The following is a 12,951-nucleotide window of genomic DNA, read 5'->3' as shown; positions in this document are numbered from 1 at the left end:
TTATCTTTACCCCCTATTAGCTTGTAAACTACAACGCGCAGTACCTACAAAGGTACTGCGCGCCTGTGTTATATTTCGTTCACACGAATATGTAATTACCAGTTTTTCATTACAAGGCTAGCTGTAATACGTTTTGTATCACGAGCAATCATAATTTCTTCGTTAGTAGGTACTACGAAGATTTTTACTTTGGAGCCTTCTACGCTAATTTCAGTTTCTTTACCACGAACATTGTTGCGTTCACGGTCAAGACGAGTGCCAAGGTATTCAAGACCATTACAGATAGCATCGCGGTTACCGATACCATTTTCACCGATACCAGCAGTAAATACGATAGCATCTACACCGCCCATAACAGCTGCGTACGCACCAATAGTGGAACGAACTTTGTAATGGAACATATCAAGAGCTAATTGAGCACGTTTGTTGCCTTCTTCAGCAGCTTCTTCAATAACACGGAAGTCATTGGATACACCAGAAATACCGAATACGCCAGATTTTTTATTCATAATAGCGTCGATTTCATGGTATGTCATATCCCATTTATCCATCAAGAATGGTACGATAGCTGGGTCAATATCACCACAACGAGTACCCATGATTAAACCAGATAATGGAGTGAAGCCCATGGAAGTGTCGATAGAACGACCAGCTTTGATGGCCGCCACACTGGAACCATTGCCAAGGTGACAAGAAATAATACGTAAATCACTCATGTGTTTACCCATTAATTCAGCTACACGTTGGGATACATATTTATGGCTAGTACCATGGAAACCATAACGACGAACACCTAATTCAGTGTATGCTTCATAAGGCAAACCATAAAGGAATGCTTCTGCAGGCATTGTCTGATGGAATGCTGTATCAAAAACAGCAACTTGTGGCACGCTTGGCATAATTGCTTCGCATGCTTCGATACCTTGAATATTTGGTGGGTTATGAAGAGGTGCAATTTTAGCACATTCCTGTAATGCTTCCATAACAGCAGGTGTAATTAACACGGAGTCAGCAAACTTTTCAGCACCATGAACCACACGATGGCCAACAGCATCAATTTCATCCATAGATGCGATTACGCCGTATTCTGCATCAATTAAAATATCAAGCAAAATTTTAAGTGCTTGTTTGTGGTCCAAAATAGGTTCTACGCGTTCTAACTTTTCAGCGTCTGGACGTTTGTGAGTAAAGATTGCATCATCAGCACCAATCTTTTCAAATTGTCCTTTAGCTAATACCGCTTCTTTGTCCATGTCAATAAGCTGGTATTTTAAGGAAGAACTACCACAGTTTACTACTAAAACATTCATTACTTATCCCTCTTTCTTAGTAATTTGAATTTTGCCTACCACAAAATCAGAAATCTGAGCACCCATCGTGCTATCAATTGGGTACTGATAGGTTATATTCCACAATACACCCTTATCTACAAACGTGTATTGAAAGAAACGAATTTTTGCTTTGTCAGACTTCAAAGTCGCATCAGCAGTAAACGCCGTTACACCATCAACAGACTTCATAGCCTCTGACCAAGTTAAGTTTTTGCCAAAACTTTTATCATAAAATTGCTTTGCTTCCATACCATAAGCTTGCGCTGTTGGTAATGGTTGCCCCACTTTTGGCGTAATAGCCTCAATGGATACTAGAAAATTCTTATCCGCTCCTAAATACGTAGTCACTGGATACCCTAATGCATTCTGCGAAGTATTAGGTTGTACGCCAATATCATAAGGTAAGGCAACGGTAATTTCTGAAGCCCCCGCCTTAATCACTTTGTGACCAAAACTATAGGAATCTAATGCATTATCACTGCCACAGCCACTCATAACGAGGACCATAAGAGCCATAAGACATACAGTGAACCATTTCTTCATATTATCCCTCGATTCAGTTTGTCTGTACAAATAATCACGTACGGTTAAATTATACCATTCTTTCTTAATCCTTGCACCTCTCTTTTTACACATATTCACTATTAGTTTTTTACATACAAACACTGTTATTCATAACGTTTAGTTATAGTCCCTAACAATTATAGTATCTATTCCTATAAAAGCCCATAAGCATAGCATTCTATGCTATAATAAGCATACCATAGTAACCAACTACACAATACTTTGCAAGTGAAACGCGAAAGGAGACACCTATGAAATGTATTGGCATTGTAGCGGAATATAATCCGTTTCACATCGGCCATGCCCATCAATTACAACAACTACGCCAAGCACATCCAGATGCCCTAATCATCATAGCTATGAGTGGCTCCTTTGTACAACGTGGTGAACCTGCTATTTTCAATAAATTTATACGCGCTCGTTGGGCCTTATTAAATGGCGCTAATGCAGTACTAGAACTGCCAACTATTTATGCAACGGCCAATGCCGAACGCTTTGCGGCTGGTGCAGTTCGGTTACTTGCATCAGTCGGAGCCACTGCTTTATCCTTTGGTTCTGAAACGACTGATTTAACTGCATTACAACAAATTGCCAACCTCAGTCACACCCCTGAAGTGCAAGCACATTGCCAGCAACGCCTGCAAGAAGGCTATTTCTATGGGGCCGCCTTACGCGATGCTATCGCTACAGTAGCCCCTAAAGCAGAACCAATCTTACAACACCCCAATGCTCTATTAGGCATTGAATATTTAAAGGCCTTAAAAACCTATCAATTAGACTTAGACGTCTATCTAGTGCAACGAGAAGGTGCCCATCATAATGCCAGTCTAACGTCCCCTTGGCCTTCAGGTTCTGCCTTACGACACCACTTATATACCGCTCAGACTACAAGAGAAGCTAACCATGAAGGTACAGATATGAATTTCTTACATAAGCTAACAGACTTTGTACCCACTAATATACAAAAGGACTATACGGAATTAGTATTACAAGGCGAATTGCTCGATCTCTCACGGTATGAAGATTTCTTACTCTATGAAAGTCGCCAACGCACTGCTGAGGACTTACAACAACTTTGTGATTTTAAAGAAGGCTTAGAAAATCGTTGGCCAAAAGCAAGTCAGGCCACTACTTGGAACGCAGCTCGAGAGCTTTTAAAATCAAAACGCTATTCCTATGCCCGTTTAAACCGAATGTCGGCATATACAATGCTGCAAATTGCCCAACAGCTCCAAGATGACGCTCATCAGCAAGGCCCTACCTATGCTCGTCTATTAGGCTTTACCAAAGAAGCCCGCCCTTGGTTACAGGCCAAGAACTTCACTATTCCAGTAGTACAAAAATGGGCCCCTTTCCTAAAGGAAGCGCAAGGGCTGACTGCCCAGCTAGCCCAACTAGATCAACGGGCCACAGACCTACAAGCCCTTTGTTTTAAACACCCCGCCAAGCGGTCGGGTGGCACTGATTACACCTTTACCCCTTGGTATATAATAAATACTCCATGACAAACCATGACAAAAAAGGCTGAACCTACAGTATCTATATTATCCTGTAGATTCAGCCTATTTTTTATGAAATTGTTACACTGTCCTCGCCATCTTGTTCTTTTACATTAACTCGCACCGTTTCCATGTGAGAGGTAGGAATATTTTTCCCTACATAATCAGCGCGAATTGGCAATTCTCTATGCCCTCTATCGACTAATACAGCTAATTGAATAGCTCGAGGCCGCCCCACTTCCATAAGTGCATTCAAGGCAGACCGAATCGTTCGCCCTGTATACAGCACATCATCTACCAAAATAACTAACTTACCAGTTGTGTCTAAGGTAAACGGTGGCCCTTCTTTGCCCGTTGTAGTGCGATCATCCCGATACATCGCTACATTAATAGTGGCTACTTCAATATGAACGCCTTCAATCGCTTCAATCTGAGCTTGTAAACGTTGCGCTAAATATATGCCACGGCGCTCAATCCCTAAAATCAAAGCATTATCTAAGCCTTTATTGCGTTCTAAAATTTCATGACTAATTCGACGAACAGCACGCATCATAGCCTGCTCATCCATAAGAACTCGTTTATCTTCCATAGCTAGCTCCTTATACATTATGAGTTTTGGCATACTCAAGACAAGCTAAAAAGTCCTCAGGCAATGGGGCTTCAAAATGAAGTTCCTTGCCAGTAATAGGATGCTTCACATCTAAACTATAGGAATGTAAGGCTTGCCCTTCAATAGGGAAATCCATTTTCCGATACCCGTAAAATGGATCATTAACTACAGGATGACCAATGTGAGCAAAATGCACACGAATCTGATGAGTTCGTCCTGTTTCAAGAACACATTCCACTAAAGTATGTTGCCCATACCGTTCTAATACTTTGAAATGAGTAATGGCTTCTTTACTATTTTCAAATACTACGGCCATTTTCATACGGTCCTTTGGATGACGTCCAATAGGTGCTTTAATGGTCCCCCGCTCTTCTACAATATTGCCTTGTACCAAGGCATAATAGGTGCGTGTTGCTGAATGAGCTTTTACCTGTTCAGCTAAGCCAATATGAGCTAAGTCATTTTTAGCCGCCATCATAACACCAGATGTATCTTTATCTAAGCGATGGACAATACCAGGACGAATTTCACCATTAATGCCGGATAAGTCCTTGCAATGAAATAGCAATGCATTAACTAAAGTGCCTGTATAATTTCCTACGGCAGGATGCACCACCATACCACGAGGTTTATTTACGATGATAATATCATGGTCCTCAAACAATATATCCAACGGAATATCTTCTGGTTTCACTTCTACAGACTGAGGCTTCGGTACTACAACCGTAATAAGAGCTTCACTAGCTAATTTTAAATTACTCTTGCCCACTTTATTATTAACCGTAACAGCCCCCGATTTAATTAATTGTTGTACATAACTACGAGAGCCTTCCATGAGAGATGTTAAAAATATATCTAATCGTTCCCCTTCTTTATCCGCCGGTACTACTACAGTAATAGTCTTACCTGGTTCGAAGTGAACATTCGTTACTAATTCATTATCCATTATGATTTCCTCCCTGAGGTGAACGCCAAATATGTATAGCCAATAAAGCAACGCCAACACAAATACCAATATCCGCTACATTAAAAATCGGCCAAATTCTAAAATCAAAAAAATCCACAACAGCCCCTATATGATATCGATCCCAAGCATTGCCTAAAGCACCACTAACTAACAAGGCCGTTCCTAATTGTGTCAACACACCACCAGTACGAATATATTGTCTGAAATACCAAAGTACAACAAGCAAGATAAGAACTATACATAAAAAAAACAGCCGTTGATTAGCTAGTATGCCAAATGCAGCGCCCTTATTTAAAATATAGGTCAAATGAAATACATTCGGAATCAAAGGTATCGATTGTCCCAATGTCATACTCTCTTGCACCCAACTTTTTGTTACTTGATCAATTACTAACCAAACAAGTCCAATAATTACATATATAATTGCCATTGATTATTCTCTTCCTTTTTAATAGTTTATTACTCTTTATTATACGGCTAAATAGGGAAACAAGGCAAATAAAAAAAGCCCTCTACTAGAGGGCTTTGGCATCCGTTGATTATTCAGCTGGATGAATAGTACCTACTGGGCATACAGATTCGCAAGAACCGCAGTCGATGCAAGTTTCGTTAATTTCGTATTTAAGTTCGCCTTCGCTAATAGCGCCTACTGGGCATACAGAAGCACAAGAACCACATTTAATACATTCGTCACCGATAACTCTCATTATTGGACACCTCCGCAAAATATACTAGATAATTTCTTGATTATCAATTCCTTAAGGAACTTACCTTAACTTTATATTCTCATTATGGCACGATTTTTCCATCTTGTCAAACTTATGGATAATGATTTCTTATTATTTTTATGCAAGTTTAAATGACTATTTTACATAGTAAATACGCTATTCTTTAAGTATTTGATAAATATTTTCAATACATTTTTTATTGATAAAAGAGTAAACCTACTCAATACTTGCATTCTCATTTAAGTTCAAAATAGCATAAAACAACAAATGAATTTTATTCTCATTTTTATAAATGTTTTTCGTATGCCAACCATACATCTATAAGATAAGGTTACGGTAATCATAGTTTATTATGCGATTATTTTTTGCCTTTAGGCGCTTTAGGTAATTTAATTTTAGGAAATGGTAAGCCCAATTCTTGGGATACTTCTTTTAGTTCGTCGTTAATCTCCCATACCAAATCTTGTAATTTATTAATCTTTTTGCGGCGATTATCAACTGTAACCTTACTATTAAAGAATACGCCTACGCCAGCTAACATTAATACGACAGCAATTAAAAACTGTGGGTCGTAAATAGTAGGTGTTTCGGTAAGAAAGGATAAAACCGTAGCGGCACCAATTAAAACAAAGGCGCTCAAGAGCGATGTAGTAGACGGATTCTGTGGTAATTTAGCTAACGTCTGCCATTCTTTTACACAAACGGCGCGCTGTTCAATTAATTCGCTCCTTCGATTAATTAAATCTTTTTTATTCATAACTAATCATTTTCCTTTTCCTCAGTCTGACTAATAATTTCTTGGAAGTACTCATCCACTGATTCACTATGCATAATAGCGTCTCTCCGTATGTATGAATACAATATAACATCTTCTTGTGGCACACAAATTCTATTAGGAACAAATTGACTTAAAGCATCAAAAAAAGCTTTGTCTGCTTTCATAATAACTCGTCCATTTTTAACTTTTTTTCCATTAACAATAGAATAAATTAATGCCCATGCTGGTCTATTATCTGAACTTGAACATTTACGATATTTGTACCTTAATTTAAATTTACTAATGAATTCTGTTTTATGTAAAAATACACCATCAATCATAGTATATGGAATTTCCATTTTTTTTGTACTAAATAAAAACTTCTCTATAATCACGAGTTTATCATCTAATAATTTATATGTATATTGAGCTATTGCAGTTTTTAAAATAACAAATAAAGCTACCAACTCAACAAAATATTCATCTAATATAATAACTCCTTTAGCCATGCTGCGGCTAGTTGTCCATCCTATGGCAACTAATAAAGCTATAACAAATAAACTGACAACAAATGTTGCTTTATTACTTCGTTTTGAACTTTCTTGATAAATTACTTTCATTATAAAAACTCCTGTCAAACTGACATAAGGATACTTTTTCTCCCCTCATATAAGAGACAATGTAAAACAAATTAAAAATCAAATAAAACTAAAAAAATATTGGAGCAGTACTTATTGCACTACCCCAATATTCATTCATAAATATTTAATAAATTGACTTCACTAAATATTTTAATTTATTCTTATTGACCTGGGAAGAAAGGCCATACCATTGGAATTACAATAAGGCTTACAATGAAACACACAATAATCAATGGTACCCCAGCTTTTACGTAGTCCATGAATTTGTATTGACCAGGACCAAGTACTAATGTATTTGGAGGTGTACCTACAGGTGTACCGAATGCACAAGATGCAGCAACACCGATAGCCATTAATACGGCATGAGGGTCAGCACCCATACCTCTTGCAATAGCGATACCAATTGGTGCTAACAATGCACAAGATGCAGTGTTAGACATAAATTGAGTCATAATACAAGATAATAAGAATAAAACACCTGTCGCAAAGTAAGGGCTAGGGTCAGAACCCATAACGCCAAGAACGGCATTAGCAATTAATTGACCAGCACCGGATTTATCCATAGCACCAGCTACAGGCATCATACCTGCGAATAAGAAGATTGTTACCCAGTCAATAGAAGTATAAGCTTGTTTTTCTTTTAAGCAACCAGTTAATACACAAGCAATAGCACCCATAACAGCTACTAAGCTCAATGGTAAGTTAATACCAAAGTATGTTTTTAAAGGATCGCCTAAAATCATTAACAAGATAACTGCACCAAGAATTAAACCGGAGTATAATTGTTTCTTAGGATCATTAGATACTTCATCAGCAGATACTTCTTGTTCTACTTCAACATCACCAGTAATTTCATGTTTAGGTAAGAAATATTTACCAATAAACATCATGAAAGCAATAGTAGCAACTGTTAAAGGAACACCAATCCAAGCAAATTCAAAGAAGCCGAATTGAGGAATGCCCGCTTTAGCTAAAGCACCATTAACGATAATATTTGGAGGTGTACCAACCATTGTGATGATACCACCGATACCAGCAGCAAATGCTAATGGCATTAACTGACGGCTTGCAGGAATATTAGCAACAGAACAAATACCAACAACTACTGGCAATAAAGCAGCTGCTGTACCAGTGTTAGATAAGAATGCAGACATAACTGCAGTTACTGTCATAATAGCAAACATTAAACCATTTTCACTAGTACCTGCTTTAGATACTACTGTTTCACCAATTTTTTGAGCAAGCCCTGTGTAGAACATGGCCCCACCAACTACGAACATACCAGCAAATAATACTACGGTACTATCAGATAAACCTGAAAAAGCTTCTTTACTACTAATAATCCCCATTAAACATAATGTAATGGCCCCACCAATAGAGGTGATTGCTAGTGGAATAATTTCAGTAACAAAGAAAATCGCCATAACAGCGAGCACGATCAAAGTTTGTACTGCAACATCCATATTAGTCATCTCCTTTTAATACTTCAATAAAAAGTATTGAAATTAATAGGATTTCTTATTTTATGTACATAGCATACTAGCTATATAATATACCCTTACACTAACGCATCATAAATAATATAAAATACCAATAACAATTAAAATTGAAATTGCCATTGCAATTGTTACATAAATTCCTTCCTTAGTACAAGGATACCCATAAAATAAAAGTTCACTGATAAAACCACGCCGATTAAAAAATGAATATTTTGTTCGCCTACGAAACCAACGAGCTTTACGTTCATTCCCTATAATCAACGCAGTAACAAAAAAAACAATAAGAGCCCACACGAAACTAATCAAAATTTTCAATTCTATGGAGAACAAATCAAAATCACCTCTACATTAACAATATATAAATGCAATACGATTTATCGATATAAGTTTTGCTATATCCCCAAAGAATACTTCGAGCAGAACCTTATTGTCAAAGTATACTTCACAATTACTGTAAATCGACAAGTATAGGCTATAACTGGGGGCTACTAGCCCCCACTATAGCTACTAAAGATTATTAAATTTTAACGAGTTGCCATCATAGCAAGCATAGTACCAGCTGCTACAGCTGTACCAATAACGCCCGCAACGTTTGGACCCATAGCATGCATCAACAAGAAGTTAGCAGGGTTAGCTTTAGCCCCTACAACCTGAGATACACGCGCTGCCATTGGAACGGCAGATACACCAGCGGAACCGATAAGTGGATTTGTTTTACCACCATCAAGTTTAGACATAAGTTTGCCGAACAATACGCCACCAGCAGTACCTGCGATGAACGCAACTAAACCGAGAGCAATAATTTTAATTGTATCAAAAGTTAAGAAGTGTTCAGCATTCATTGTAAGACCAGTACCAGTTGCTAAGAAAATAGTAACGATATTGATCAATGCATTCTGAGAAGTATCGGATAAACGATCTGTTACACCAGATTCACGGAATAAGTTACCTAACATTAACATACCTAATAAGGAAGTGATGGATGGTAACAATAAAGAAATGAAAATAGTTGCAACAATTGGGAACACGATTTTTTCAAAACGTGTTACTTCACGAAGCTGTTCCATTACGATTTCACGTTCTTTTTGAGTCGTGAACAATTTCATAATTGGAGGTTGAATCAATGGTACCAAGGACATGTAAGAATAGGCCGCTACGGCAATAGCACCTAATAATTCAGGCGCTAATTTAGTCGCAAGGTAAATTGATGTAGGACCATCGGCACCACCAATAATACCAATTGCTGCTGCTTGTGGAGCTGTAAAGCCAATCATCATTGCACCAGCTAAGGCAATAAATACACCAATTTGAGCTGCAGCCCCTAAGAACAATGTTTTAGGGTTTGCAATCAATGGACCGAAGTCAGTCATTGCACCAACACCTAAGAAAATAAGTGGAGGGAAGATTTCATGAGAAACCCCGGCGCTGATAAGAGCCATAACCCCTTCTTCAAAACCATTGCGAGGGATATTAGCAAGAATACAGCCAAATGCGATTGGAGAAAGTAGTAATGGTTCGAACTCTTTAACAAATGCCATGTACAATAATAGTAAGCCTACTAAAATCATAATTGCATTACCAGTATTAAAGTTTACAAACCCACTATCTGTCCAAACCGAAGAGACCGCTACGATAAATGCATCCATGTGGATCCCCTTTCATATCGAGAACAAAAATAATGATTCAATCAATATTTCACTACAAATTAACTATTAGCCAAATACAACCATGTCTTCGCCAGTGGATACTGTTTGGTTAGCAGATACACGTACTTCAGCGATAGTACCATCTTGTGGAGCAGCGATTTCGTTCTGCATTTTCATAGCTTCAAGAACTAATAAAGTTTCGCCTTTTTTAACTGCTTGACCAGCAGAAACGTTTACAGATAAGATTTTACCTGGCATTGGAGCTTTAACAGTAATTGCGCCAGCTGCTACTGGAGCTGCTGCTTTAGGTGCTGGAGCTGCTGCAGGTGCTGGAGCTGGAGCTGCTTTAGGAGCAGGAGCTGCTGCAGGTGCTGGAGCTGCCGCTGCACCAGTTGCTTTTACTTCATTAACTTCAACATCATATACAGTACCATTTACAGTAACGTTAAATTTTTTCATTTTATAATCCTCCAAACTAAAATTTAATGCAATATGTTCCTTCTTCTTAGCATATTACAATTAACGACTCATGCGCAAACGACCGTCCAATTTCCAGTTATGATTATTAATACTTGGACGAATACTAGCGATCTGATCAACCGAGTAGCCCATAGCGCTAATGGCACTGGCAATAACAGCAACTAACTCATCATTTAGTTTACTGTTACCGGCGTTCTTCTCTGCCTTGCTCATGTTTACACCTCCTAGATTTGACTAAATTCTACCACTTAGTCTGCCATCTAGTCTCCAATTGCGACTTGTTTCGCTTGGACGAATTGATGCAATTTGATCTGATGAGTAACCCATAGCTACGATGGCTCCTGTAATAGCTGCTACTACAGGTTCATCATTGGCTACCACTGGCGCTGCTGCAGTCACAGGAGCAGCGGCTGGTGCTACGTTCACTGGCTCTTTAGGCTTTTTTTTTGTAGGGTCTAATTTATGGATAATTACCATCAATAAACCTAACGCAGCCAATACAGCAAATACAACAGTCATATTGATTGCCATAAATAGCCAAGGGCTAATAGTACCTTCGTTTCCTCCCATAATAAATTCCTCTTTCTAATTAATACAAAGAATAAGAATTGTGATACTCCAAATCAAAAACTAAGTTTTACCTACTAACAATTATAATGGAATATTACCATGTTTTTTAGGTGCCCGAGCTTCACGTTTGCTTGCAAGCATAGCGAGTGCATTGATTACTGCTGGGCGAGTAGCTTTTGGTTCGATAACAGCATCAACGAAACCACGTTCTGCTGCTTTGTATGGTGTAGCAAATTCTTCTACATATTTTGCAGTTTTTTCATCTTTATCTTCGTCTTTTTTGAAGATGATGTTAGCAGCCCCTGCTGGGCCCATTACTGCGATTTCAGAAGTTGGCCATGCATATACTTGGTCAGCACCGAGGTCTTGAGAACACATAGCGAGATAAGAACCACCGTATGCTTTACGAGTAATAACCGTAATCTTAGGCACTGTTGCTTCAGAGTACGCATATAGCATTTTAGCACCATGACGAATGATGCCGCCCCATTCTTGGTTAGTACCAGGCAAGAAGCCAGGAACGTCAACAAAGTTAACGATTGGGATATTGAATGCATCACAGAAACGGATAAAACGGGATGATTTATCGGATGCATTAATATCAAGACAACCAGCCATAACTTTTGGTTGGTTAGCAATAATACCAACGCTTTGACCATCAAAACGTGCGAAGCAAGTGATGATGTTTGTTGCATAGAATGGTTGTACTTCATAGTATTCACCATTATCTACAACAGCAGCGATAACTTCTAACATGTCATAAGGCATGTTGCTGTTATCTGGTAATAAAGTATTAAGCTGATCTGCTTCACGAGCAGGGTCATCACCAGTGTCAACAAGAGGAACATCTTCCATGTTGTTGCTTGGTAAGAAGCTTAATAAGTAACGAATTTGTTGCAAGCAATCATCTTCGTCTTCAGCAGCAAAGTGAGCTACACCAGATACACTGTTGTGAGCCATTGCACCACCAAGAGCTTCAGCTGTAACATCTTCTGCTGTTACAGATTTGATTACTGCAGGACCAGTAATGAACATCTGGGAAGTATTTTTTACCATGTAGATAAAGTCTGTTAATGCAGGGGAATAAACTGCACCACCAGCACAAGGTCCCATGATAACAGAAATCTGAGGAATTACACCAGAAGCATTGGTATTTTCAAAGAAGATTTTACCATAGCCTGCTAATGCATCAACAGCTTCCTGAATACGAGCCCCGCCGGAATCATTGATACCGATGATAGGAGCACCCATTTTCATTGCTAGGCGTTGTACTTTTACGATTTTTGCAGCGTGCATTTCACCAAGGGAACCACCTTCTACAGTGAAGTCCTGAGCGAATGCATACACTAAACGGCCATCGATAGTACCAAAACCAGTTACTACACCTTCACCAGGAAGTTCTTTTTTATCCTGGCCGAAGTTTACACAACGATGTTTAACAAATTGATCTAATTCAACGAAACTATTTTCGTCAAATAACTTAGCGATACGTTCGCGAGCTGTCATTTTGCCTTTGCTATGTTGCGAAGCAATACGTTTTTCGCCACCGCCGAGTTTTACAACTTCTAACTTCTTGTGTAACAACTCAATCTTTTCTTGGACTGTTGCCATTACTACACCTCCATAAAGTTTTTATATAAATTAATTATATATCTTATA

The 12,951-nt window shown here is 38.5% G+C and carries 16 protein-coding genes; 1 reads left to right on the top strand and 15 read right to left on the bottom strand.

What is annotated here, in order from left to right:
* Nucleotides 1-95 precede the first annotated feature (95 nt).
* Nucleotides 96-1,310 carry an acetate/propionate family kinase gene (locus NFR27_RS08400; protein ID WP_251441264.1) on the bottom strand — a complete coding sequence of 405 codons (1,215 nt, stop codon included), beginning with the start codon at nt 1,308-1,310 and terminating at the stop codon, nt 96-98.
* Between the two features lie 3 nt (nt 1,311-1,313).
* Entirely contained in the window at nt 1,314-1,874 is a 561-nt protein-coding gene (locus NFR27_RS08395) for a hypothetical protein (protein ID WP_251441266.1), read from the bottom strand.
* 272 nt (nt 1,875-2,146) lie between these two features.
* Here NFR27_RS08395 and NFR27_RS08390 point away from each other — a divergent pair, with 272 nt between their 5' ends.
* Nucleotides 2,147-3,400: a tRNA(Met) cytidine acetate ligase gene (locus tag NFR27_RS08390; protein WP_251441268.1), complete on the top strand. Its 1,254-nt coding sequence runs from the start codon at nt 2,147-2,149 to the stop codon at nt 3,398-3,400.
* 64 nt (nt 3,401-3,464) lie between these two features.
* On the opposite strand, the gene pyrR is transcribed toward NFR27_RS08390, so the two are convergent.
* From pyrR to mmdA, 13 genes are all read right to left on the bottom strand, one after another.
* Nucleotides 3,465-3,983, bottom strand: coding sequence for a bifunctional pyr operon transcriptional regulator/uracil phosphoribosyltransferase PyrR (gene pyrR / locus NFR27_RS08385; RefSeq protein WP_251441270.1), 519 nt, complete (start codon nt 3,981-3,983; stop codon nt 3,465-3,467).
* 10 nt (nt 3,984-3,993) lie between these two features.
* On the bottom strand, nt 3,994-4,950 hold the full coding sequence (locus NFR27_RS08380) for an RluA family pseudouridine synthase (protein ID WP_251441272.1): 957 nt from the start codon (nt 4,948-4,950) through the stop codon (nt 3,994-3,996).
* Entirely contained in the window at nt 4,943-5,392 is a 450-nt protein-coding gene (gene lspA / locus NFR27_RS08375) for a signal peptidase II (protein ID WP_251441372.1), read from the bottom strand. Before lspA ends, NFR27_RS08380 begins: the two co-directional genes overlap by 8 nt.
* Before the next feature lie 118 nt (nt 5,393-5,510).
* Nucleotides 5,511-5,678 carry a DUF362 domain-containing protein gene (locus NFR27_RS08370; protein ID WP_006555144.1) on the bottom strand — a complete coding sequence of 56 codons (168 nt, stop codon included), beginning with the start codon at nt 5,676-5,678 and terminating at the stop codon, nt 5,511-5,513.
* A gap of 379 nt (nt 5,679-6,057) precedes the next feature.
* Nucleotides 6,058-6,456 (bottom strand): hypothetical protein, encoded by a 399-nt coding sequence (locus NFR27_RS08365; RefSeq protein ID WP_251441274.1) that lies wholly within the window; start codon nt 6,454-6,456, stop codon nt 6,058-6,060.
* Nucleotides 6,457-6,458: 2 nt separating this feature from the next.
* The gene (locus tag NFR27_RS08360) at nt 6,459-7,076 is read right to left on the bottom strand and encodes a hypothetical protein (protein ID WP_251454984.1); all 618 of its coding nucleotides are present in this window, start codon (nt 7,074-7,076) and stop codon (nt 6,459-6,461) included.
* A gap of 182 nt (nt 7,077-7,258) precedes the next feature.
* Nucleotides 7,259-8,560: an SLC13 family permease gene (locus NFR27_RS08355; protein ID WP_251441277.1), complete on the bottom strand. Its 1,302-nt coding sequence runs from the start codon at nt 8,558-8,560 to the stop codon at nt 7,259-7,261.
* A 108-nt stretch (nt 8,561-8,668) separates the two neighbouring features.
* Entirely contained in the window at nt 8,669-8,926 is a 258-nt protein-coding gene (locus NFR27_RS08350; RefSeq protein WP_251454983.1) for a hypothetical protein, read from the bottom strand.
* A gap of 194 nt (nt 8,927-9,120) precedes the next feature.
* Entirely contained in the window at nt 9,121-10,242 is a 1,122-nt protein-coding gene (gene mmdB, locus NFR27_RS08345) for a methylmalonyl-CoA decarboxylase subunit beta (RefSeq protein WP_251441280.1), read from the bottom strand.
* A 66-nt stretch (nt 10,243-10,308) separates the two neighbouring features.
* Complete coding sequence (mmdC, locus tag NFR27_RS08340; RefSeq protein WP_251441282.1) at nt 10,309-10,701, bottom strand: methylmalonyl-CoA decarboxylase subunit gamma; 393 nt, start codon at nt 10,699-10,701, stop codon at nt 10,309-10,311.
* 60 nt (nt 10,702-10,761) lie between these two features.
* Nucleotides 10,762-10,935 (bottom strand): methylmalonyl-CoA decarboxylase subunit epsilon, encoded by a 174-nt coding sequence (mmdE, locus tag NFR27_RS08335; protein ID WP_202922143.1) that lies wholly within the window; start codon nt 10,933-10,935, stop codon nt 10,762-10,764.
* A 21-nt stretch (nt 10,936-10,956) separates the two neighbouring features.
* The gene (mmdD, locus tag NFR27_RS08330) at nt 10,957-11,292 is read right to left on the bottom strand and encodes a methylmalonyl-CoA decarboxylase subunit delta (protein ID WP_251441284.1); all 336 of its coding nucleotides are present in this window, start codon (nt 11,290-11,292) and stop codon (nt 10,957-10,959) included.
* An 81-nt stretch (nt 11,293-11,373) separates the two neighbouring features.
* Nucleotides 11,374-12,903: a methylmalonyl-CoA decarboxylase subunit alpha gene (mmdA, locus tag NFR27_RS08325; RefSeq protein ID WP_251441286.1), complete on the bottom strand. Its 1,530-nt coding sequence runs from the start codon at nt 12,901-12,903 to the stop codon at nt 11,374-11,376.
* Between the last annotated feature and the right edge of the window lie 48 nt (nt 12,904-12,951).

Source organism: Veillonella intestinalis, assembly GCF_943192895.1.
GTDB classification, from domain to species: Bacteria; Bacillota; Negativicutes; order Veillonellales; family Veillonellaceae; genus Veillonella_A; species Veillonella_A intestinalis.
This window is presented reverse-complemented; position numbering and strand designations above follow the sequence as displayed.